General features: G+C 74.5%; 16 protein-coding genes. 6 read left to right on the top strand and 10 right to left on the bottom strand.

What is annotated here, in order from left to right; genetic code table 11:
* Positions 1 to 114 precede the first annotated feature (114 nt).
* The gene (locus tag CUT83_RS25335) at positions 115 to 828 is read right to left on the bottom strand and encodes a class I SAM-dependent methyltransferase (RefSeq protein WP_101258147.1); all 714 of its coding nucleotides are present in this window, start codon (positions 826 to 828) and stop codon (positions 115 to 117) included.
* Positions 829 to 953: 125 nt separating this feature from the next.
* On the opposite strand from CUT83_RS25335, the gene CUT83_RS25330 reads away from it, so the two are divergent.
* Together CUT83_RS25330 and CUT83_RS25325 are read left to right on the top strand one after the other, a co-directional pair.
* Complete coding sequence (locus tag CUT83_RS25330; RefSeq protein ID WP_101258146.1) at positions 954 to 2,252, top strand: lycopene cyclase family protein; 1,299 nt, start codon at positions 954 to 956, stop codon at positions 2,250 to 2,252.
* On the top strand, positions 2,249 to 3,847 hold the full coding sequence (locus tag CUT83_RS25325) for an FAD-dependent oxidoreductase (protein ID WP_101258145.1): 1,599 nt from the start codon (positions 2,249 to 2,251) through the stop codon (positions 3,845 to 3,847). Before CUT83_RS25330 ends, CUT83_RS25325 begins: the two co-directional genes overlap by 4 nt.
* 31 nt (positions 3,848 to 3,878) lie before the next feature.
* Here the strand turns inward: CUT83_RS25325 and CUT83_RS25320 are convergent, their stop codons facing one another.
* The 4 genes from CUT83_RS25320 to CUT83_RS25305 form a co-directional block, all read right to left on the bottom strand.
* Positions 3,879 to 4,424, bottom strand: coding sequence for a methylated-DNA--[protein]-cysteine S-methyltransferase (locus CUT83_RS25320; protein ID WP_240958204.1), 546 nt, complete (start codon positions 4,422 to 4,424; stop codon positions 3,879 to 3,881).
* A gap of 160 nt (positions 4,425 to 4,584) precedes the next feature.
* Positions 4,585 to 4,980, bottom strand: a complete 396-nt coding sequence (locus tag CUT83_RS25315) for an STAS domain-containing protein (protein WP_206282659.1) — start codon at positions 4,978 to 4,980, stop codon at positions 4,585 to 4,587.
* The gene (locus CUT83_RS25310; RefSeq protein WP_101258143.1) at positions 4,977 to 6,152 is read right to left on the bottom strand and encodes a cobalamin B12-binding domain-containing protein; all 1,176 of its coding nucleotides are present in this window, start codon (positions 6,150 to 6,152) and stop codon (positions 4,977 to 4,979) included. The genes CUT83_RS25315 and CUT83_RS25310 overlap by 4 nt, the downstream gene beginning before the upstream one ends.
* Positions 6,149 to 7,807, bottom strand: a complete 1,659-nt coding sequence (locus CUT83_RS25305) for a PP2C family protein-serine/threonine phosphatase (protein WP_173915150.1) — start codon at positions 7,805 to 7,807, stop codon at positions 6,149 to 6,151. The genes CUT83_RS25310 and CUT83_RS25305 overlap by 4 nt, the downstream gene beginning before the upstream one ends.
* Positions 7,808 to 8,465: 658 nt before the next feature.
* Between CUT83_RS25305 and CUT83_RS25300 the strand changes: the two genes are divergently transcribed.
* Entirely contained in the window at positions 8,466 to 9,668 is a 1,203-nt protein-coding gene (locus CUT83_RS25300) for a globin domain-containing protein (protein WP_101258142.1), read from the top strand.
* Positions 9,669 to 9,874: 206 nt separating this feature from the next.
* Positions 9,875 to 10,204: a hypothetical protein gene (locus tag CUT83_RS31165; protein WP_240958203.1), complete on the top strand. Its 330-nt coding sequence runs from the start codon at positions 9,875 to 9,877 to the stop codon at positions 10,202 to 10,204.
* A gap of 111 nt (positions 10,205 to 10,315) precedes the next feature.
* Here CUT83_RS31165 and CUT83_RS25290 read toward each other — a convergent pair whose 3' ends face one another.
* Positions 10,316 to 11,545 carry an NAD(P)/FAD-dependent oxidoreductase gene (locus CUT83_RS25290; RefSeq protein ID WP_101258141.1) on the bottom strand — a complete coding sequence of 410 codons (1,230 nt, stop codon included), beginning with the start codon at positions 11,543 to 11,545 and terminating at the stop codon, positions 10,316 to 10,318.
* A 635-nt stretch (positions 11,546 to 12,180) separates the two neighbouring features.
* Between CUT83_RS25290 and CUT83_RS25285 the strand changes: the two genes are divergently transcribed.
* Positions 12,181 to 12,762 (top strand): VanZ family protein, encoded by a 582-nt coding sequence (locus tag CUT83_RS25285; protein WP_240958201.1) that lies wholly within the window; start codon positions 12,181 to 12,183, stop codon positions 12,760 to 12,762.
* Positions 12,763 to 12,845: 83 nt separating this feature from the next.
* On the opposite strand, the gene CUT83_RS25280 is transcribed toward CUT83_RS25285, so the two are convergent.
* The 3 genes from CUT83_RS25280 to CUT83_RS25270 all read right to left on the bottom strand — a co-directional run bounded on the left by CUT83_RS25280 (position 12,846) and on the right by CUT83_RS25270 (position 20,802).
* On the bottom strand, positions 12,846 to 13,661 hold the full coding sequence (locus CUT83_RS25280; RefSeq protein ID WP_101258139.1) for an endonuclease I family protein: 816 nt from the start codon (positions 13,659 to 13,661) through the stop codon (positions 12,846 to 12,848).
* 222 nt (positions 13,662 to 13,883) lie between these two features.
* Positions 13,884 to 16,892: a carbohydrate binding domain-containing protein gene (locus tag CUT83_RS25275; RefSeq protein ID WP_101258138.1), complete on the bottom strand. Its 3,009-nt coding sequence runs from the start codon at positions 16,890 to 16,892 to the stop codon at positions 13,884 to 13,886.
* A 256-nt stretch (positions 16,893 to 17,148) separates the two neighbouring features.
* Positions 17,149 to 20,802 carry a WD40 repeat domain-containing protein gene (locus CUT83_RS25270; protein ID WP_101258137.1) on the bottom strand — a complete coding sequence of 1,218 codons (3,654 nt, stop codon included), beginning with the start codon at positions 20,800 to 20,802 and terminating at the stop codon, positions 17,149 to 17,151.
* Positions 20,803 to 21,073: 271 nt separating this feature from the next.
* Between CUT83_RS25270 and CUT83_RS25265 the strand changes: the two genes are divergently transcribed.
* A complete protein-coding gene (locus tag CUT83_RS25265) occupies positions 21,074 to 22,102 on the top strand; it encodes an AraC-like ligand-binding domain-containing protein (protein WP_101258136.1) in 1,029 nt (342 codons plus the stop codon).
* A 47-nt stretch (positions 22,103 to 22,149) separates the two neighbouring features.
* On the opposite strand, the gene CUT83_RS25260 is transcribed toward CUT83_RS25265, so the two are convergent.
* On the bottom strand, positions 22,150 to 22,755 hold the full coding sequence (locus tag CUT83_RS25260; RefSeq protein WP_338154117.1) for a hypothetical protein: 606 nt from the start codon (positions 22,753 to 22,755) through the stop codon (positions 22,150 to 22,152).
* Between the last annotated feature and the right edge of the window lie 60 nt (positions 22,756 to 22,815).

Genomic DNA, 22,815 nt, shown 5'->3' with positions numbered 1-22,815 from the left:
GCGGCCCTCACACCGGGCTCAGTGCCGGGCTCAGTGCCGGGCTCAGTGCCGGGCTCAGTGCCGGGCTCAGTGCCGGGCTCAGTGCCGGGCTCAGTGCCGGGCTCAGCGCGGGGCTCAGCGCGGGACGCGGGCGAGGAAGGTGTGGAGGATGCCGTACTCCCAGCCCGGCAGCGGCGCCGTGCGGACGAGTTCGAAGCCCGCCGCCGTCAGCCGCTCCGCCAGTTCCGGCGCGGTGTCGAACTCCAGGACGCTGCGCCACAGATGGCGGTAGAGGTCCGCCCCGCCCGGGCCGAGGGAGCCCGCGGGGATGATCACCGAGCGGCACACGGCCGTCCAGACCAGGCGGTGCCGCGCCGCGCCGGACAGGGCGTACTCGTGGACGGCCAGTCGTCCGCCGGGGCGCAGCAGGTCCCGCAGCCCGTTCAGCACCTTGTCCGGGTCGGTCAGGTTGCGCACCAGATAGGCGGCGAACACCGCGTCGAACGGCCCGCGCACCCCCGCCCGCTCCAGCTCCTCGGCGGGCGTGTGGACGAAGGCGACGTTCTTCGGCCACTTCTTGGCGGCGGCCCGTTCCAGCATCCCGGCCGAGGCGTCCACCGCGGTGATCTCGGCGTGGGGCGCGGCGGCCAGCAGCGCGGCGGTGGAGGCGCCGGTTCCGCAGCCCAGGTCGAGTACGCGCAGGCCCTCACCGCCGTCCGGCAGGGCCAGTCTGCGGGCGGAGCGGCGCAGTTGCCGGTGGTAGCCGGGGTTCGCACCGACCAGGCGGTCGTAGGCGGTGGAGGCGCCGTCGAACGCCGCGGTCAGCGCGCCGTCCTGCAGGAGGGTCATCGTGTCCGTCCTTCCGCCCGTACGGGCCCGGGGTATGGGGTCATGGCCGCACGCCTACCCGGCGTGCGCCGCCCGGAACGCGCCGGTGAGAGCGCCGGACGCGCCGCCGGAGGGAGGGGGCGCGGATGAGCCGCCCGAAGACCCCCGCGGCCCCGGCCGCGCGCACGGGGACGGACGCGGACGTGGTGGTGGTCGGTGCGGGAGCGGCGGGCCTGTCTCTGGTCCGTCACCTCCTCGACGCCTCCTCCCCGCCCGCCCTCTCGGTCGCGGTGGTGGAGCCGCCGCCGGGCCCCGCCCGCAGCCCCGAGCGCACCTGGTGCTTCTGGGAGGAGGAAACCGGACCCGGTGAGCCAGGTGCCGGCCCCGGTACCGGACCCGGCGCGCCCGTCACCGCCTCCTGGCGGCGGCTGCTGGTGCGGGGCCCCGGCGGGGAGACCCTGGGCGGTGACAGCCCCCGGCGCTATCTGATGGTCCGCTCCGCGGACTTCACCCGGGCGATGGACGCCCGTCTGGCCGCCGCCGACGCCGTCACCCGTGTCACCGGCACCGTCACCGCCGTCGGGGACGGGCCGCACGGTGCGCGGGTGAGCGGCACGGACGCCGCGGGGCGCCCCTTCGCGCTCACCGGCCGCTGGGTGTTCGACTCGCGTCCGCCGCGGGCCCTGCCGCCCGCCCACACCACCTTGCTGCAGCACTTCCGGGGCTGGTTCGTGCGTACCGCCGAGGACCGCTTCGACCCGGGCACGGCGGAGCTGATGGATCTGCGCACCCCGCAGCCGCGGTGCGGGCTGTCCTTCGCCTACGTCCTGCCCCTCACCCCGCGCGAGGCCCTGGTGGAGTACACCGAGTTCTCCCCCCGGCCCCTGACCGTCCGGGAGTACGAGGCGGCGCTGCGGCACTACACCGAACGCGTCCGCCCGCTGGGCGAGTTCACCGTCACCGGTGCCGAGCAGGGCGTCATCCCCATGACCGACGGGCGCTTCGCTCGCCGGGCCGGGCGCTCGGTGTTCCGCATCGGCACGGCGGGCGGCGCCACCCGTCCCTCCACCGGCTACACCTTCGCCACCGTCCAGCGTCAGAGCGCGCAGGTGGCCGCGGCCCTCGCGGCCGGGCGCACCCCTGTGCCGCCCCGGCCGCACGCCCGCCGCCATCTGGCCATGGACGCCGCGCTGCTGCGCGCCCTGGCCACCGGCCGGGTGGACGGCGCGGACTTCTTCGCCCGCCTCTTCCGCCGCAACCGGCTGGAGAGCGTGCTGCGCTTCCTCGACGGCCGCTCCGCGCTCCGCGAGGAGGTCGCGATCGGACTGCGCTCCCCCATATGGCCGATGGCGCGCTCCCTGGCCGAACTTCCCCTCCTGCCGCGCCGGCCGTCCGCAGCCGTGCCGCGTCCCGGCGATCCCCACCAGCGAAAGGCCCCCCGATGACAGACGCGAGAAACCCGTTCCCGTACCCGCTCGCGGGCCGGGGCCGTACCCGGCTCGCCCGCGACCGTTACGCCGTGCACCGGCCGGCGCCCGCCGGGGCGGCCCGTGTGGGCGACCGCGGGGTGCGCGCCGCCGTGGTGGGCGGCGGCATCGCCGGACTCACCGCCGCCACCGCGCTGGCCGAACGCGGTGTGGCCGTGGACCTGCTGGAGCGCCGGGAGGTGCTGGGCGGGCGGGTCGGGGGCTGGTCCACGAAGCTGGCCGACGGCACGTCCGTCACCATGAGCCGCGGTTTCCACGCCTTCTTCCGGCAGTACTACAACCTGCGCAATCTGCTGCGGCGTATCGACCCGGCCCTGTCGATGCTCACCCCGCTGCCGGACTACCCGCTGTGGCACAGCGGCGGAGCGCGGGACAGCTTCGCGCGGGTGCCCCGCACCCCGCCGTGGAGCGTGCTGGGCTTCACCGCCCTCAGCCCGACCTTCACCCCCTCGGGGCTGGCGGGCATGAACCCCCGCGCGGCGCTGTCCCTGCTCGACGTGCGGGTGCCGGAGGTCCACGAGCGGCTGGACGGCGTGAGCGCCGCAAAGTTCCTGGACTCCATCGGCTTCCCCGAACCGGCCCGGCATCTGGCCTTCGAGGTGTTCTCCCGCAGTTTCTTCGCCGATCCGCGCGAGCTGTCGGCGGCCGAACTGGTGCTGATGTTCCACATCTACTTCCTGGGCTCGGCCGAGGGGCTGCTCTTCGACGTCCCCGACGACCCCTTCCCCGCCGTTCTGTGGGACCCGCTGGCCGCCCGGCTGGAGCGGCTGGGGGCGCGGGTGCGCACCGGTACCGCCGTGGAACTGGTGCGTCCCGGGCGGGACGGCTTCACCGTGGTGACGGCCGACGGCCGGGGGCCGGGGGCCGAGCGCGGGGAGCGCTACGACGCGGTCGTCCTGGCCGTGGACGGCGCGGGCCTGCGCGCCCTGGTCGACAACTCCCCGCAGCTGGGCGGTCCCGGCTGGCGGGCGTCGGTCGGACGGCTGCGCGAGGCCCCGCCCTTCCTGGTCTCCCGCTACTGGCTCGGCCGGCCCGTGGCCGCCGACCGGCCCGGCTTCCTGGGCACCAGCGGCTACGGCCCGCTGGACAACGTCAGCGTCCTGGACCGGTGGGAGGGCGAGGCCGCCCGCTGGGCCGCGCGGACGGGCGGCAGCGTGGTGGAGCTGCACGCCTACGCCGTCGATCCCGGCGCGGACCGCGCCGCCGTCCAGCGGGCGGCCCTGGCCGGACTCGCCCGCGTCTACCCGGAGACGGCCGGCGCCCCGGTCGTCGACGAGCGGCACGAGTGGCGGCAGGACTGCCCGCTGTTCGCCACCGGCACCTGGCGGGACCGGCCGGGGGTGCGCACCGGCCACCCCCGGCTGGTGCTCGCCGGGGACCTGGTGCGCACCACACTGCCGGTGGCGCTGATGGAGCGGGCGGCCACCACCGGTTTCGAGGCGGCCAACGCCCTGCTGGCCACCTGGGGGGTGCGCGGTCACCCGCTGCTGACGGTGCCGCGCCGGGGCCGCTCGGCGCCGCTGCGGCTGCTGGCCTCTGCCCTCGGCGGCTGACGGGTGCTCGGAAGACCGTTCGGAGGGCTGTTCAGAAGACGGGGAGCGGCGGGGCCCCGGCGGCCGGCAGGGCGCGCTCGTGCTCCAGAAGCGCCCGTTTGCGCTCCACTCCCCCGCCGTAACCGGTCAGGGCGCCGTCGGCTCCGATGACGCGGTGGCAGGGCACGATGACGCCGACCGGGTTCCTTCCGTTGGCGAGGCCGACGGCGCGGGACGCCGTCGGCCGGCCGATGTGCCCGGCGAGCCGGCCGTAGGTCCAGGTCTGTCCGTGGGGGATCTCGCGCAGCGCGGCCCAGACACGTCGCTGGAACGGTGTTCCGTACAGTCTCAGCGGCAGGTCGAAGCTCTCGCGGCGCCCGGCGAAGTACTCCTCCAGCTGCCGGGCCGTCTCGGCGAACGGCGGCCCGGCGGGCTCCGGCAGCCGCTCGCCGAAGGCCGGCTCGTCGGGCCGGTACCGCTGGGCCTCCATGTAGAGGCCGATCAGATGCTCCTCCTCGGCGACCAGGGTGAGCGGGCCGCAGGGGCTGTCGACGACGGTGTGTGCGCGCCTTCCGGGCGCCCGGGGCACTGCGGGCACGTGCTGGGTCTCCTCTCGGCCGCGGTCCGGACGGGTCCGGTCCGCCCGGCACCAGCATGGCCCGTCACCCACCGGCCGACCGGCGGTTTCCGGACATCTGCCCGCCACGCCTCCCCCGGCGGGGCGGAGCGGGGGCGGGGACGGCCGCCGCCGGACGCCGTCAGAGGGCGCCGGTCCGCTGCTCCGGCTCCCCGTTCCCGGCCTGCCCCGGGGGCTCCTCCCCGGGCGGTGCGGTGAGGTACTCCAGGGTGCCGGTGATGTCCAGGAGCCGTTCCAGGAAGGAAGGGCGGTTGTCGAGGTGGAGGCGGGTGCCGCGGGCGCCGGCGAGGCGGTGGACGAGCAGCAGCCCGGAGAGTCCCGTGGAGTCGCAGGTGCTCAGCGCGGCGAAGTCGAGGTGGAGGTCGTCCGGCGCCGGCCGGCCGTCGAGGTGCAGGCGCACGGCGCCGACCAGTTCCCCGGTGGTCTCGTGGTCGAGGTCGCCGGTGACGCGGAGCCGGGCGGTGCCGGGGCCGGTCTCGGCCGTGAGCGCGAAGGAGGGGCGGTGCATGGGTGTCATTCGGGCTCTCCGTGGCCGGTGGTGTCGGGTGTGGGGGCAGGCGCGGGGGCTGGAACGGGAGCGGGGACGGAGTCCGCGTCGAGGGCCCGGTGGGCCTGCTCCAGCAGGCGGGTGGCGCGGGGGAAGTCCTTCAGCCGACCGGCCAGCAGGTCCAGCGCGGGGCGCAGGGAGTGGGCGGGGACCTTGCGGGCGGTGAGGATCCGCGCGGTCCAGGTCATGAAGCCGGTGAACAGCTCCTCGTCGTCGACGTAGAGGGCGGCGGACAGGAAGTCGATGATGTGGGCGACGTCCTCGGCGGTGTGCAGCCGCTGGCGTTCGGTGTAGCCGCGCATGGCCGGGAACCGCTCCTCCAGCCCGGTCATGGTCTCCCCCACCAGCCGGGGGGCGGTGCGCGAGACCATCGTGTACTCCTGGTCGGCCAGGTGGGGCAGGTCGTCGACCGGGTGGTGCGCGGAGCGCGGGCCGGGCAGCGACGGCACGCCCCCGCTCAGCCTGTCGGCGGCGGCGCGGGCGTCCGGGGCCCAGGCGTCGGCGCCCAGCAGGCGGGCGTAGCGCCCGTCGGGGCCGAAGGCCGCACCGCCGGCCAGCACCGGGGTGCCGGCCGCCTGGCAGGCGGTGATCGCGGCGTGGGCGGTGGGCAGACGGGTGGGGATGGAGGAGGACAGCGCGACGGCGCAGGGTCCCGTGCGGTGCAGATGCGCTATCAGGTGCGGGACGGGGACCTGGGCGCCGAGGAAGTCGACCTGCCAGCCGCGCAGCGCCAGCACCTCGGCGAGCAGCCGGGCGGGCAGGGCGTGCCACTCGCCGTCCACACAGGCGACCGTGACGCGGCCCGCCCCGGCGCCGGGCCGTGTCCCGCCGCGCACCCGGTGGGCGAGTGCGGCGATGATCCGGTCGTTGATGGCGGTGGCGGCGTGCTCCTGCGCCACGGTGATGCGGTCGGCTGCCCACTCGGCGCCCACCTTCCGCTGGACGGGCGCGATGACGTCCAGCAGCACCGCCTCCGGGTCCGTGCCGGCGTCCAGCGCGGCGAAGACGGCCTCGGAGGCGGCGTACTCGTCGCCCTCGCGGACGGCGTCCCACAGCCTTTCCCGGGCCGCGTGCGGGCCGGTCCCGTGCGGATCGGCCGCGGACTTCGCGGCGGTGGAGGCGGGGTCTGTGCGGATGGTCATGAGGTGTACCTGCCCCGTGTGTGGCCGTCCACCGCGCTGAGGTGCACGGTGCGCGGCGCGGTGATGGCGACGACGGCCATGTCGTCGTGGCTTCTCCCGGAGACCCACTGGCCGGCGAGCATCCGGACGCGCTCGACCACCGCCTCCGCCGGCATGGCCGCGCACTCCCCGAGCGCGTCCTTCAGCCGCTCCTCCCCGAACATGTCGCCGCCCAGGGGACCGCCGCGCGCCTCGGTGATGCCGTCGGTGTACAGCAGGCACGTCTCACCCGGCGCGAGTTCGACCGTGGCCGTGCGCGCCCGGATCCTCGGCAGCACGCCGATCAGCGACCCGCGGGTGTCGGCCTCCTCCACGCTCCCGTCGGCGCGCACGATCAGCGGCGGAGGGTGGCCGGCACTGGTCAGCCGGAGCCTGACGTGGTTGTCCACGCGGACGGCGGAGGCCAGTACGAGGGTGGCGAAGCGGGTGTGGTGCGAGCTGACCAGCGCGCCGTTGAGCAGGCCGAGCACCCGCGGATGGTCGTCCGCCATCGGCAGCAGCGCGTGCAGCGTGTTGCGGATCTTCCCGGTCAGGACGGCCGCCTCCAGCCCCTTGCCGCACACGTCGCCCAGGACGACCAGGGACTCCTCGTCCGGCCCGGCCGCGGGGTGGAGGTCGTAGAAGTCGCCGCCGACCCACTCCTTGAGCTCCGATACGCGGTGGCCGCCGGCGAACTCGACTCCGTGCACCTGGCGCAGCTTCGGCGGGAACAGCTCACGCATCAGCGTTTCGGTGATGGCGGCCTGCTCGGCGTACAGGCGGGCGGCCGACAGCGCGGCTCCGGCCCGGGCGGCGAACAGCCTCGCGAAGGTCTCCTCGCTCCGGCTGAACGCGGCTTGGCCGGTGCGGCGCAGCAGGACCAGCGCCCCGGCCGGGACGCCGTGGCCGGGCAGGGGGGTGACCACCACCGAGCCCGCCGGTCCGTCGAACCGGGGCGGCACGACCCAGTCGGGCAGCAGCGCGGGGGCGATCCAGCGCGAGGGCGCAGGCGGGAACCCCTGGAGCGCCTCGCTCAGGCCCGGCACCGTCTCCGGGTCCGCCTCGACCGTGCCGTGCACCGGGCCCTCGGGGGTGCTGTGGGTGACCGGGAGCCTGCGTCCGGCCGCCGGGGCGATCAGCACGGCCGCGTCCGCCAGGTGCCGCACGGCCAGGCGCACGATCGCCTCCGTGCACCGCTCGACGTTCAGGGTGGCCGAGAGGGTCTCGGACACCTCCGCGAGAAGGGCGGTGCGTTCCCGCTCGCCGCGCAGGGCGTCCTCGGCCAGGCGCAGTTCGGTGTCGTCGAGCAGCCACCACACCACGTCGCCGTTCCCGCCTCGGGCCGGATGCGCCCGCAGGCTCCGCCCGCCGGCCTCGCCCCCGGGCGCCTCGCCCGGCCCGGAGCCCGGGGCGGAGGACGCGGTCAGGCGCCGGTGGGCATCGGCCAGCCAGTGCGGTACCGCCTCCTCCATCCGTGCGCCGGGCACCGCCTTCGGGAGGAGTCCGGTGGCGACCGCGTTGGCCCCCACCACCGTGCCGGACGGATCCACCACCACCACCGCGCAGGGCGCGTCGTCCCACACGGCACCGGAGCCGGTGCCGCGCGGCCGGGCAGATGAGTCCTCGGAGATCGTCACAACCGGGGCCCGCGCCGCGGGCCCCACCGCCTTCCTGCTGGATGAACGCTGAACGGAACGCCGGGCAGGACGCCGAACAGAGAATTGCCGTCCGGCAACCTTCCCCCGGATGCCGCGATCAGGGCAACCGCGACGCCCGCCGGGCGAGCGCCTCGTGCACGTCCCCCGCCTGCCCCATGAGAACAACCGGCGAGGTGGATTCGGGTGGAAAACGACGATTTCACGGAAATCGTGATGAAGATCACCGCCCCGACTCCGCCCTTCCGTCCCGCCTCGCCGCCTAAGCGGGGGCGGAGGACGGCAGCCGCCCGCGAGCGCGCTCGTGCGGTGTGCCGCGACGGGGAGACGGCGCGGGGCTCCGCCTCCCCGGCCCCCGTCGCCGTCCGCCGAACCGCCGAACCGCCGGAGCCCGGCGGCCGGGCACGGGCAGAGCCCCCGAACGCGGGCGGCGGGCCGTACGGGGCAGCGGTCACGGGCCGCCCTGGGGCCGCACGTCCCCGCCCCGGAAGCGGTGGCCGAGGCCGTACGTCCCGGGCGGCAGGGCCTTCCGGCCCTGATCCCCGCCCGGCGCCCGAAAGCGCTGCCCGCCGCTGCTAGACAGGTCATGGCCGCACGCCGGCGGCCGACGAACCCCGTGCCCCCTCCTCCTAGGAGCGTCATGCTTTCCGCCGAATCGGCCTCGGTGATCCGTGCCACCCTGCCCGCCGTTGGCGGTGCGCTGGACGAGATCACCACCCGCTTCTACGCGACCATGTTCGCCGACCGCCCCGAGCTGCTCGACGGCATGTTCAACCGCGGCAACCAGGCCAGCGGCGCGCAGCGGCAGGCCCTGGCGGGCTCCATCGCCGCCTTCGCCGGCGCCCTGGTCACCGAGCCCGGTACCCGGCCCGACACGCTGCTGGCCCGCATCGCCCACAAGCACGCCGCCGTCGGCGTCACCGAGGACCAGTACACGATCGTGCACAAGTACCTCTTCGCCGCCATAGCCGACGTGCTCGGCGACGCGGTCACCCCCGAGGTGGCGGCGGCCTGGGACGAGGTGTACTGGCTGATGGCCGGGGCCCTGATCGCCCAGGAGGCCCGCCTCTATCTCATGGCGCAGGTCAGGCCCGGGCACCCCTGGCGGCAGTGGACGGTCGTCGAGCGGCGCGAGGAGACCCCCGACACGGTGTCCCTCCTGCTGCGCCCCTCCGACGGGGCGCCCGCGCCGGCCGCCCGCGCGGGCCAGTACGTGAGCGTGCGGGTGCGGATGCCCGACGGTGTCCACCAGTTGCGCCAGTACAGCCTCTCCTCCGCTCCCGGGGACCGGACGCGCCGGATCACCGTCAAGCGGGTACAGGGCGACGGCGCCCCGGAGGGCGAGGTGTCCAACCTGCTGCACCGCACCGTGCGGCCGGGCGACGAACTCACCCTCTCCGCCCCCTTCGGGGACGTGGTGCTGGACCGGTCCGACCGTCCGCTGATGCTGGTCTCCGCCGGAATCGGCTGCACCCCCATGGTCGGCATGCTCGAACACCTCGCCGTCACCGGCTCCACCCGCCCGGTGACGGTGCTGCACGCCGACCGCTCCCCCGGCGACCACGCGCTGCGCGCCGACACCGAGCGGCTGGTGAAGCGGCTGCCGGAAGCGCGCTCGGTGTTCTGGTACGAGCGGCCCGGCGCCGAGGAATCCTGTTCCCGCCGGGGCTCGATGGACCTCGACGGGCTGGAGGTGGACACCGGCGCGAGCGTGTACCTGTGCGGTCCGCTGCCTTTCATGCGCTCCGTGCGCGAGCAGTTGCTGCGCGCGGGGGTGCCGGCCCGGGAGATCCGGTACGAGGTCTTCGGGCCCGACCTGTGGCTGGCCGACGCGGCGGTCTGAGCCGCCGCCCTTCCCCCCGGGGCGGTCACGGGTGAACGTACGGCCCGCCGGTGCGACCGGCGGGCCGTACGTGTGTGCGCTCCCGTACACGCGCAGGGAGCCGGACGACGGCCGGCTCCGGCGGGGCGGGAACATCCCGGGCCCGAACAGCGCTACCCAGTGTGCCCCTGCGTTATGAGCGGTATGAGACGGAAGGTGTGGGAACAGTGGCGGAGACAGGACGGGCGCTTCCCCATCCGGCCGATGAGACGCCGATGGTCACCTCCTGCGATCGGCGGATCACCGTGAAGTGTCTGCGGCTGCCCACCGCGGACCGGCCGATCAGCCGGGTCACCCTGGATCTCGGCCCGGGCCGCGGCAGCGCGCCGGGCACCTGGGCCGCGCTCACCCCCCGGGAGGCCCGCGAACTGGCACGGCGGCTCCTGGACCAGGCGGCCCTGGCCGAGCGCGAGACCCCCACGGCACCCGGCGCGCCGCCGCTCCCGCCCTCCTCCGCGTCATTCGGGCCCGCGTCGCCCGGCCTCCCCTCCTTCTGACCCGGCCCTCCCCCGGCGCCCGGCACGGGCGGCACGGCGGGTGAGACGGCCCGGCCGGCCCGTCCCCGGTGAGGGACGGGCCGGCCGGGCCGACCGGTCACGGGCGGCCGGTCACAGCCGGCCGGTGAGCATGCCGCGCCAGTACACGGGCGGCAGGCCGTACCGCTTGAACAGCCACATGTCGCGGCGTTCCCTGGTGGTGTCGATCAGCGGGAAGCTCGGCGCGGGCTTCAGGTCGTAGTCGAACTCGGCGAGCAGCATCCTGTCCCGAGCGGTCACCAGTGGGCAGGAGGTGTAGCCGTCGTACCGGCGCGAGGGCTCGGCCCCCCGCATGACGTCGAGCAGGTTGCCGACGACCACGGGCGCCTGCTTGCGGACGGCCGCGCCGGTCTTGGAGGTGGGCAGGTTCGCGACGTCGCCGATGGCGAAGACCTCCGGATGGCGGGGGTGGCGCAGGGTGTGCCTGTCCGCCTCGACGAAGCCGTAGGGGCCGGCCGGGTCGGCCAGCGGGCTCTTCTTGACCCAGTCGGGGGCGCTCTGCGGCGGTACCGCGTGCAGCATGTCGTAGCCGAGCGTCTCCTCGGCCCCGGCGGCGCGGTCGGTGAGGGTCACCGTGCGCCGGTCGCCGTCGACGGCGGTCATCTCGGTGTTCAGCCTGACCTCGATGCCGTACCGCCCGGCGACCCGCTCCAGTTCCCGGTTCCAGACCGGCACCTTGAACAGGGCCGGGTCCGGTATCACCAGCACCACCCTGATCCGGTCCAGGACGCCCTTCCTGCGCCAGTGGTCGGCGGCCAGATAGGCGATCTTCTGGGGTGCGCCGCCGCACTTGAGAGGGGTGGCGGGATGGGTGAAGACCGCGGTGCCCGAGCGCATGCCCTTGATGAGCTCCCAGGTGCGGGGGGCGTACTCCGGCGCGTAGTTGCTGCTGACGCCGTCGTGGCCGACCGCCTCGGCCAGGCCCGGGACGCCGTTCCAGTCGAGCTGGATGCCGGGGGCCATCACGAGGAAGTCGTAACCGGCCTCGGTGCCGTCGGAGAGGGTGACGGTGCGGGCGCCGGGGTCGACCGCCTCGGCGGCCTTCCGGATCCAGCGCACCCCCTCGGGGATGACGGAGGCCTCGGGCCGGCCGGTGACGCGCAGGGACGCCTGGCCGCCGCCGACGAGCGTCCACAGCGGCTGGTACCAGTGGATGTCGGAGGGGTCGATCACGGTGATGTCGCGGACTCCCGCGCGCCGCAGCCGGGCGGCGGTACTGATGCCGGCGCTGCCTCCGCCGACGATCAGCACGCGCCGGTCCGGGGCGCCGGGCCCGGCGCCGGAGCTGGTTCTGGGGGACATGGGGTGCTCCCGTCTGCATGGATGCGGTTGTGCCGGTGAGCCCTGGGGCTCACGTCGTCGCGGCGCGGCGGCGGCTCGGGCGGGAGCCGCCGGGGTCCGTGGCTTCCCCGGACACGCCCAGCATCTCCTCGCATACCCAGGGGGGTATTACGAGGCCGAGGGTAGAGCATCGCCCGGAGGAACCACAAATACCCGCGGGGGTATCCGCGGGCAATGTCACCGCCCGCCCGGGCGGCCGTGCCGAGAGGCCGGGCGAGGCCGCGGAGACTTCGGGCAGGACGAGGTGGCCCGGGCCGCTCCTCCCGGGCCGCCTCGTCCTGCTCCCCCCACGCGGCTCCCCACAGCCGCAACGACGATGCTGCCCGTCCCGCCGCGTCCGCCACAGGGCCGAAAGGGGAACACCGGGCGGGGACCAACGGCCCCGCCCGCCCGGCCGACAGGCCCCGCGCCCCCTGTCCGCTGTCCGCTGTCCGCTGTCCGCTGACGCACCGTCACCCGAACCGACCATGCCTCAGAAACGCTTCCCGGCGGCGGTGTTGCACCGCATGCGGACCGTTACCCCGGGGTACCCGGCGTACACGGCGCGCTCTGCGTGCCGCACAGCCGACGGCCGACGACGACCGGGGGTGCGACGGATGAGGCACGGTCTTCCGCGGAGGAGCGCGGGCTCCGACACGACCACAGCGGCACGCGGGGAGCCCGCCGCCCCCCGGTCGCCCCTGGTACGGGCGCTGGTGATGGTGGTGGCCCTGGCGGCGACGGTGCTGTTCGCCGTCGCCCTCGCCAGGCTGACCCTGACACCGTCGCACGCATCGGAGGCACTGGCGCACAGCAACCTGCGGCCGGGCGACTCCATTCGCGGCTACCTGAACCAGCCCGCGTTCCGCGACACCGTCAAACAGCTCGGCGGCAACATCGCCCTGGGGGTGCCGTTCGGGGTGCTGCTGCCGGTGGCCTGGCCGCGCGCCCGCGGACTGCTGCGGGTGGGCCTGCTGACCGCGGCGGTGATGGTGGCGGTGGAGCTGGTGCAGGGGGCCGTCGTGCCGGGCCGGGCGTTCGACGTCGACGACGTCATCCTCAACACCACCGGCGCGCTGCTGGGTTACCTGCTGCTCGGCCGCCGTATCGGCCGTGCCGTCCATCCGCCCCGCCGCCGCTGGTGGCAGCGGGGCACCAGGCGGGAGAGCGCCGCGGCCGCCGGGTCCGGGAAGGCCTGAGACACCGGCGCCGCGGCACCGGCCGGGCCGGTCCGCGGCGCCTTTACGCCTCCCTCATCGCCGGGCCGGCGGGAGGCCCGGTCTCACCAGATGGCCTCCACCCACTCGGGGCGGTCGATGAACGGATTCCGGTTGCGCTGGTACTCGTTGTAGATGACCTCGTTGCGGTTGCGCTCGAAGGAGTCGGGCGGGTCCTCCCGGTGCCACTGCTTCAGGACGCCGATACGCCCGTGGTAGGGCGCCGATCCGTTGCCCACCCGGTCGTTGGGCTCCAGATCGGCGAAGCCGTCCTCGCCCTCGTAGCGCACGGCCATGTAGAGGATCATGCGGGCCACGTCGCCCTTGACCGCGTCGCGGGGCTCGAAGCTGTCGCCGTCGGTGTAGTTGCCGGGGGCCCCCGAGACCGCGCTGCCGCCGTTGTCGAAGTCCTTGTTCCCCCGGATGCTGTTGACCCGTACGTCCGTGGGGCGCAGATGGTGCAGGTCGGTGCCGGGCCCGGTCCTGGTGCCGAAGTCACCGTGGGACTTGGCCCACACGTGCTCGCGGTTCCAGTCGCCCAGGTTGCCGCCGTGCTCGGACTTCGACTGGGAGCGGCCGCTGTACAGCAGGATCACGTTGTCCGGGTCGTAGGGGTCCTCGTCGGTGTCCCCCAGCGCGTCCCAGACCTGGCTGTAGGAGAGTCTGGTCTGCTCGCTGATGATGTCGTTGAGTGCCGCCTTCAGCGCGGTGCCGGTCTTGCCCTCGGCGGACGCGTAGTAGGTGTCCGCCGAGGAGGCCGGGAGCGCGGCGGACGGAACGGGGGCGGGGGCGGCCGAGACGGAGGTGGGGACGGCCGCGGCCAGCAGGGCGGCCGCGGCCAGGGCTATGCCTCCGGCCACGGACCCACGGGAGCGGGACATGTGGGGATGTCCTTTCGATTCGATGAGCCCCTGATCAGGGACTGCCGACGGTTGTTCGATATGCGGAGCCTCCCATATAGACATGTCCCTGCCAACAGCACAGTGGGAAGATCCCGTGACCGTCACGGGAACACCGGCCTCCACCGATCCCGGGTCCGTGCGCCCCGGGCGGGCGGGAGGGCCGGTCCGGGGCGCACGGGGCGGGTCACCCCGGAGAGTGGATCACTTCAGATAGGGGCCGTCCGCCCCGATCTTCCCGGTGCCGTTCAGGACGTGGACGCGCAGATTTCCCTTGCCCGGGGCGTCCACGGCCAGCCTTCCGTCGGTGACCTGCCGGGTCTCCCCGGTGACGGCGTCGGTGTAGGTGCCGTTGGGGATGCCGGTGTAGGTGGCGCCGTGGGTGACGGTGACCAGCGCGAAGCTGTCCGTGGAGCCGCTGGTGTAGCGGCGCTTGAAGGCCATCTCGCCGCTGACCCCCTCGGTGGAGTACTGGCCCGTCTGCAGGGCCGGCACCGCGCGCCGGATCAGGTTGAGCCGCTGCACATGTCTGACCAGCGGCTTGTCCAGGGTTTCGGCGACCGCCCCGGTGGCCGAAACCACCTCGGAGAAGTCCGAAGCGGTGACGCTTCCGGCGAGGTGGTCGCCGAAGTAGGCGCGACCGGTGGTGTCCAGCGGGCAGGTGGGCCCGCAGTCGATCTTCGCCCCCTTGCGGAACTCGATCTCCGAGCCGTAGTACAGGGTGGGGATGCCGCGGAAGGTCCACATCAGCGACATGTTCTCCGCCCAGGCGTCGGTGCCGCCGGTGTAGCGGTCGCCGCTCTTGTTGGGCCCGTAGTCGTGGCTGTCGACGTAGACGACGTTGTAGGTGGCGTCGTTGTAACTGTCGTCGGAGTCCTTGCCGTTGTGGAAGGCGTTCCGGGCGTCGCCGAAGTTCATGTGCATGCGCATGTCGATGACGTTCATGCCCGAGAACCGGCTGTGATCGGGGGCGTGGTAGTCGTTGCCGTGCAGGAAGGCGTTGTCCGAGGCCGGCTGGCCGGCCGGGCCCCGCGCCTGCTCCCACTCGTACATCTCCAGCGCCGCCTCGGCGTCGTCGGCGCTGTACTCCTTGCGCTCCTTCCAGGTGTAGAACTGCGCCGAGTGGTTGACCGACCCGCGGTTCCACTTGTCGTTGACGAAGGCCGCGACCTCGCCGAAGACGAAGAAGTTCCTCGCCGCCTCCGCGCCGAACCGCTGTGTGACGCGCTCCTGGATGGCCGGCAGGAAACGGCGGTTCCAGGTGGTGCGCGGGATGTGGACGGCCGTGTCCACCCGGAAGCCGTCCACGCCCATGTCGATGTACTTGTTGTAGGCGCCGATCAGATGGTTCTGCACGGCCGCGCTCTCGGTGTCGAAGTCGGCCAGGTCCTCGTGGATCCAGCAGGAGCGGGAGTCCTCGCCCTCCCAGTTGCCGATCCAGCAGTCGTGGTACAGGGCCCGGGGGAACATGCCGGACGTGGGGCTGGGCCACTGGCAGTTGTAGACCGTGTACCCCTCCGGACTTCTGGCGCCGGTGGGCTCGCCCCAGTTCAGGCAGGTGTTGCCGGCCGGCTCCGCCGTCGACCACAGGTCCCCGTTGTAGTGGGCCTTGCCGGACTTCGGGTCCACCGTCAGGCCGTCGTACTCGAAACCCTCGTTCGGCTCGTCGTAGTACCAGCTCCACTGACTGTCGCGCACCCCGTAGACGGTCGGAGTGAACAGTCCCTTGGCGCCCCAGCGGGAGGAGTGGTTGTAGACCACGTCCTGGTAGATCTTCATGCCCTTGGCGTGGGCGGCGTTGATCAGGTCCTGGTAGGAGGCGCCGGCGGACTCCAGGCGGGGGTCCACCCGGTAGAAGTCCCAGCCGTGGTAGCCGTGGTAGTCGTAGTCGGAGCGGTTGAGGACCACGGGGGTGACCCACACGGCGGAGAAGCCGAGCCCCTTGATGTAGTCGAGCCGGTCGATCAGCCCCTTGAAGTCGCCGCGGAACATGGGGTCGTCGTTGGCGGCGTTGCCGGACCTCTCGTGCTGGTTCCCGCCGCGGTTGTTGGAGGAGTCGCCGTCGTTGAAGCGGGCGGTGAGGACGAAGTAGATCGGGTCCTTGCGCGGGTCGGTGCCCAGCGGCCTGCCCCGGGCGGGCGCGGGCGGTTCCTCGCCGGTGGTGGCCCCGGCCTCGGCGGAGGGGGCCGAGAGGTTGCCCGCCGCGTCCACGGCCCTGACCGTGTAGGCGTAGGCGGTCCTCTCCTCCAGATCCGTGTCGGAGAAGACGGTGGAGCGGACGTCGGTGACGGCCGTGCCCTTGGTCCCGCCGGTACGGGTCACCTGGTAGCCGGTGACTCCCCGGTCGTCGGTGGACGGTTCCCAGGAGACCACGACCGAGGTGCCGTCGGCGCTCGCGGTCACCCCCTCGGGCGCGGTGGGGGCCTGTGTGTCGGGCTCCTCCTCGGCGCACGGGTCCGCGGCGTCCTGGGTGACGGTCCGGTTCTCGACGGTGGCGACTCCCGCGGCGATGGTGTAGTCGGTCCCGTTGTTGTTGTCCCAGACCCCGTTGCCGTTGTTGAAGGCGGCCTTCATCGAACCGGCGCCGCCCAGGTCCGCGGTGTGCTTCCACCAGCCGGCGCAGGCGGCCTCCATGCCGGCGCCGGGCGGTTCGGTCCACGTGCCGCCGTCCGGCCGGTAGTGGATGTTGGCGGTGGACCAGCCCAGGGCGGCCGTCGAGTAGTAGACCGTGGCGGTGCTCCCCTCGCCGTCCCCCTCGCCCGGGTCCGGTTCGGCTCCCGCGCAGGGGTCGGAGTGGGCGACCGCGCCGTCCCTGACGGTGATGTTCCCGGTGCCCAGGTCGTAGTTCCGCCCGCCGTTGTTGTCCCAGGTTCCCGAGCCGTCGTTGAAGGTGGCCTGCAGCCCGGAGGCGCCGCCCAGGTCGACGGTCTTCTTCACCCAGTCCGTACAGGCCGCCTCCATCGCCTCCCCGGGCACGGCCGTCCACTGCCCGCCGTCCGGCGCCCAGTGCAGGTTGTACTCGGACCAGTTCCTGGTCCCGGTGTGGTAGAAGACCGTCGCGGTGTGCCCGGCCTCCGCCGCGACGGGCACGGTCTCGGGGGCGGTCCCGCCCGGCGGTGCCACCGCGGGCAGGGCCAGCAGGCCGCTCGCCACGACGACCGCGACGGCAGCCGCCGACGAGCGCCGTGGCGGCGGAGATGTACCGATCTTCATGCGCGTCTCCAGGGCAGGGCCGCGGCTGCCGGAGCCGCGGCGGTCGTCGGCTGTGCGGATACGGCGTATCCGCACAGCCCCCGTGAGGACCGGATCCTGACGCGCCTCGGGAACCGGCCGGGCAGTGCGGTGAAACGGTGGAGCGGCAGCCCTGAAACAACTGCCGTAATATTTCCGCAAGTTGTTGCGGTGCCAAGAATTTATCCGTGCATGACACTCACGTAAAGGGCCGCGCCATCCTCCTGCCCGTGAGGCCTCACGGGCAGGAGGGGGCCGCCGGCAGGTCCGAGACCAGTTCGGACCACCGGTGGGTCCGCCTCGCCCGGCAGACCTCGGCCGCCACCTCGGCGGCGTCGAGCCTCCACAGGCGCTTCTCCTCGCCCGCGGTGGCCAGCGTCCGGCCGTCCGGGCTCAGGGCCATGGCGGAGATCTCCCCGTCGCCGGTGAGCGTGGCCACCGTGTCGCGCGAGGCGGTGTCCCACAGGTGGATCGTGCCCGTCCCCGCGGTGACCAGCGTCTCGCCGCGCGGGGAGAACGCCACGTGCTCGGCGCCGTCGGGGTGGCCCGTGAGGGTGACGGCGGTACGGTACGAGGCCGTGTCCCACAGCCGTACACGGCCTCCGGCGGCGGTCGCCAGCAGACGTCCGTCCGGGGAGAACGCCACGCCGGTGACCGGGCCCTCGTGGCCGGTGAGGGAGATCCGCACCTGCCGGTCGCGCACCTCCCACACCAGTACGGTGCGGTCGGCGGAGGCCGTGGCCAGGGTGCGGCCGTCCGGGGAGAACGCCAGCGCGCGCACCCGGTCGGTGTGCCGCCTCGGGACGGCCGTCCGCCGTCCCGAGGCGGCGTCCCACAGCCGGACCGTGCCGTCGGCGGTGCCGGTGGCCAGGGTGCGGCCGTCCGGGGAGAACGCCATGGCCGTCACTCCGCCGGTGTGACCGGTGAGGGCGGCCCGCCGCCGTCCCGAGGCGGCGTCCCACAGCCGGACCGTGCCGTCGGCGGTGCCGGTGGCCAGGGTGCGGCCGTCCGGGGAGAAGACCGCCGCGTGCACGTCGCTTCCGTGTTCCAGGGTGCGCAGCCGGCGGTGTCCGCCCGTCCGCCACAGCTCCACCGCCCCGTCGGCGGATCCGGTGGTGGCCAGGGTGCGGCCGTCCGGGGAGAACGCCGCCAGCCGGGAGAACGGCGCTGCGGTGCCCAGGAGGGCGGTCCGCTGCCGTGTGGCCGTGTCCCACAACTGCACCCGGCCCTCGCCGTCGGCCACGGCCAGGACGCGGCCGCCGGGGGACAGTGCCGTCTCGTAGGCGGCCGGGTCCTCTCCGGCGGTGATGGTGGCGGTCGTGCGGTGGTCGCCGGTGTCCCAGAACCTGACGGTGCCGTCGGCTCCGGTGATGGCGAGGGTACGGCTGTCGGGGGTGAACGCCAGTTCCCGGTGGGCGTGTTCGCGGCGGCCCGTCACCGAGGAGGTCTTGCGGTAGTGGTAGGTCGCGGTGTCCCACAGCCGGGTGATCTCGGTGCCGGCCGCGGCCAGGGTGCCGCCGTCCGGGGAGAACGCCACGTCGTGGACCGGGCTGCGCTGCCCGGTCGACGCGCTCCTCATGATGGTGAGGGTGCCGCTCTCGCGGCCCGTCCCGGTGTCCCACATGCGCAGGGTGGCGTCGACGCCGCCGGTCACCAGGGTGCCGCTCTCCGGGGAGAACGCCACGGCCGTCACCTCGCCCGTGTGTCCGGACAGGACGGCCGTCTGCCGCTCCTTCGCGACGTCCCACAGCCGCACGGTCCCGTCGCCGCCGCCGGTGGCCAGGGTGCGGCCGTCCGGGGAGAACGCCACCGTCGTCGCCTGGCCGGTGTGGCCGGTGAGCGTGGCGGCCACCCGGCGGGTTCGGGTGTCCCACAGCTTGACGCTGCGGTCGTCGCCCGCGGTGGCCAGCAGCCGGCCGTCCGGGGAGAAGGCCACATCGTTCACCCGGTCCGTGTGGCCGGCGAGGGTGGCGGCCACCCGGCGGGCCCGCGTGTCCCACAGTCTGACGCCGTGACCGCCCCCGGCCGTGGCCAGGGTGCGGCCGTCCGGGGAGAACTCCATCGCCGACACGGTGCCGGCCTGTCCGGCGAACCGGTCGGCCCGGTAACGGGCGTAGGCGGACAGCAGACTGCTGCGCGTCTCGGGGACGTCGGCCCGCTGGAAGGCGGCCAGGGCCAGCATCGCCGCCGCCTCCGGGCGTTCCCCGGCCATCGAGTCGGCCTGGGCGGCCAGTTCGTGCGAGGTGACGACGCGCCGCTGCTCACGGGCGATCGAGTACTGCTGGAAGGTCGCCGCGATCGCGGTCGCGCAGAGCACCAGCAGGGCGGACAGCACCGTCGAAAGCCGCCGCAGCCGCATGGTCCGGGCGCGGGCGTCCTCGGCCTCCGCCTTCTCGGCGGCCTCGCTGGCCAGCAGGAACTCCCGCTCCAGCGCGGTGAGACCGGCCCCCGTGCCGCCGAGCCGGTCCCGGGCCGCCGCGAGCCGGGCGCCCCGGTAGAGGGATCCCGCGTCGCGGTCCAGGGAGTGCCAGACCTGCGCGGCCTCCGTCAGCTGCCGGTGGACGAGCAGCCGCCGCCGGTCCGCCTCGATCCAGCCGCGCAGCCGGGGCCAGGCCGCGATCAGCGCCTCGTGCGCCAGGGTGACCGCCGAGCCGTCGAGGGTGACCAGACGGGCCCGCGCCAGCCGCTCCAGCACCTCCGCCTCGACGGTGCGGCCCGCGCCGTCCGCGCCCAGTTCGCCGCGGTCGGTGGGGCGCCGGGTGTCGGGCGCCCCCTCGCCGGGGTTGACCAGCCGCAGCAGGATCCCGCGGGCGGCGGCGGCCTGGTCGGGGTCCAGCCGGGTGTAGAGGTCCTCGGCGGTCTGGGCGATGGCGCCGCGTATGCCGCCGGCGGCCTCGTAGGCCGCCAGGGTCAGCGCGCGTCCGCGGCGCCGGCGCCAGGTCTCCAGCAGGGCGTGGGACATCAGCGGCAGTCCTCCGGGCTCGCCGGTCGCCTCGTCCACCAGCCTCGCGGTGAGGGCGCGTTCGACGATCAGGCCCGCGTCGGCGGCCGGGCGGACGATGGCCCGGCGCAGTTGCGCCGGGGTCATCGGCCCGACCAGGAGCGTGGCGTCCCGCAGGGCGTCGGCGAGGTCGGGATGGCCCGCGCAGTGGCCGAAGAAGTCCGCCCTGACCGCGACGACGACCCGCAGCCGGCTGCGGGGGCGGCGGGCCGCCAGCAGCAGGTCGGTGAACTCCCTGCGCTCCTCGGGGTCGCGGCACAGGGTGAAGGCCTCCTCGAACTGGTCGACGACGACCACCGTGTCCGCGTCGGGGGCGTGGGAGGCGGGCGCGAGCAGGCGGGGGTGGTCCCTCATCGGGTGCGGACCGGGGGTGAAGACGCGGATGGCGGCCGGCCGCACCGCGGCGGCGCCGGAGCGCAGGGCGGGTATCAGCCCCGCGCGCAGCAGCGAGGACTTGCCGCTGCCGGAGGCGCCGACGACGGCCGTGAACCGGCTCTCCCCCACCCGGCGTACGAGGTCGCCGGTGAGCTGCTCGCGTCCGAAGAAGCGTTTCTCGTCCTCCGGCTGGAAGCGTCTCAGCCCCGGGTAGGGTGCGTCGGCGCCGTCCGTGCCGGACGGCTGGGCCAGTACGTCGGCACACGCCCGGCGCCAGCGCTCCTCCCACTCCTGTCGGTCGCCGCCGCAGGCCTGCGCGTAGGCCAGGGCGACCGGGAGCGTGGGCAGTCTGCGGCCGGCCGCCGCCTCGGCCAGGGTCGCCGCCGAGTAGGGCGCCCGCTGGGCCATCGCCCGGTAGGTGGTGCCGCCCGACGCCCGGCGCAGTTCGCGCAGTTCGGCGGCGAACCGCTGCACCGGGCCGGCGGCCGGATCCAGTGGTTTCTCCCGGCGCCCCATCGCATGTCCTCCCCCGTCGCGTCCGCCCGCCGCGTCCGCGATCGGGCGCCACCGTAGGCCCCCCGCGACCGGCCGACAAGCCCGCGCTCCGCACTGTCGCCTCCTTCCCCGGCACGTGCCGCGCACCGGCCGCGAATTGTCCGGCGCGGCGGAACGGGCCTGCCTGACAACGCCTTCCGGCCGAGACTCGGTGCTCGGGCATGGCCGGACGGGCCGGTGTGCTCCGGCCGGGCCGGCGGCGGGGGACACGACCGGGGAGAAGGAGGAACACATGGTGTACGAGACGGCGTTCGCGAGCGAGGACGTGCCCGCGGCCGAGCGGTTCGGGCGCTGGTGCGAGCTGGTCCGGCGGGCCCACGCGCCCCTGGAGGCGGACAGCCCCCACCGGGCGGACTTCCGGGCCCGGCTGCGCGTGCTGAGCCTCGGGGCCGTCACGGTGTGGCCCGCGGAGTTCGCGCCCGCCGTCCTGCGGCGCACCCCGGAGCTGGCCCGGCGGCACGACCCGCGGACCGTCCATGTGTCCCTGCCGCTGCGGGGGCGGCTGAGGGTCGCCCGGGAGGGCCGCGCGGACGGCCACGGTCCCGGTTCCCTGTGCGTGGTGGACACCTCGCGCCCGTGCGAGATGTGGGCGGGCGACGACGACGGCCCGTACAGCGGCATCGGGCTGGAGGTCCCCCGGGACCTGCTGCACCTGCCGCCGGAGCGGCTGGCCGGGCTGACCCGTCGCAGCCTGTCGGCGCGGGAGGGGATGGGGGCGCTGCTGGCGCAGTTCCTGACCACGGTGGCGGCGGACTCCGCCCGCTACCGGCCGTCCGACGGGCCCCGGCTGGCCGCGGTCGCGGTCGACCTGCTGTCCGCCCTGTTCGCCCACGCCCTGGAGAGCGACCACGCGCTGCCGCCGGAGGACCAGCGGCGGGCCCTGCTGCTGCGCGTCCAGGCCTTCATACGCCGGCACCTGCACGACCCGCATCTGTCCCCGCCCGCGATCGCGGCGGCGCACCACATCTCCCTGAGCCATCTGCACCGGCTGTTCCGGGACGAGGGCTCCACCGTCTCGGCGTTCCTGCGCGACCAGCGGCTGCGGCGCATCCGGCAGGACCTGTCCGACCCCGCCCTGCACCGCACGCCCATCCACTCCGTCGCCGCCCGGTGGGGTCTGACCGACCCCTCCGCCTTCAGCCGCGCCTTCCGCGTCGCCTACGGCACCTCGCCCAGCGACTACCGGCAGCGCGTGCTGGCCGGCGGCGGTACGCCGGCGGCCGCGCGGGGCGGCCTCGTGGCGAACGCCGCCGGCCGCTGACGCACCGTTCGGTCCGGCACCCGGTACCCGGTACTCGGTGTCCGGTATCAGCCCATGCCCAGGCGGGCGGTGGCCTTGCGCATCATGCCCGCCTTCTGCTCGACCGGCTTCTGCTGCTCGCCCTGGAGCGCGCTGACGACTGTGAGCGCGCCGGTCAGGACGGGGATGCTCCACTGGGCCCAGCGCAGCTGCCGCTCGGCGTCCTCCATGGAGGCCGGGTGGTGCTGGGACCCGGCCGCCTTGTCCGGGTCGGTGGAGGTGGCCATCTCCAGCTTCTTGCCCATGGCGCGGCTGTAGGCGGTCGCCGCCAGGGCCGCGCCGGTCAGGACGGTCTTGATCGCCGAGGAGGCCCCCACTCCCCGCTGGTGCTCCACGCGGTACATGTTGGACGCCAGCAGGGAGGCGGCGCCCGCGAGGTGGGCGGCGATGGCCAGCCCGTTGACCGGCGTCCACTTCGCCCATCCGGTGCTCGCGATCCTGTCGCCGGCCGCGGCGTCCTCCCACTCCCTGGCGACGCCGTTCAGACCCACGGCGCCCATCAGGGAGCCGCCGAACCATGCGCCCATCCCCAGGTCGTGCAGGCTGCGAGCGAGCGTGTTGCGTTCGGACACGATGATCTCCAGTTCGCCTCGTCCGATTCGAGCGGTATCCACGACATTCGAGAATTTCGCGGCATTCAAGGCATACCAGAGGTTCCCGGGGGCCGCCGCCCG

Origin of the sequence: Streptomyces barkulensis, from assembly GCF_002843305.1 — a bacterium.
Classification (GTDB): domain Bacteria; phylum Actinomycetota; class Actinomycetes; order Streptomycetales; family Streptomycetaceae; genus Streptomyces; species Streptomyces barkulensis.
This window is presented reverse-complemented; position numbering and strand designations above follow the sequence as displayed.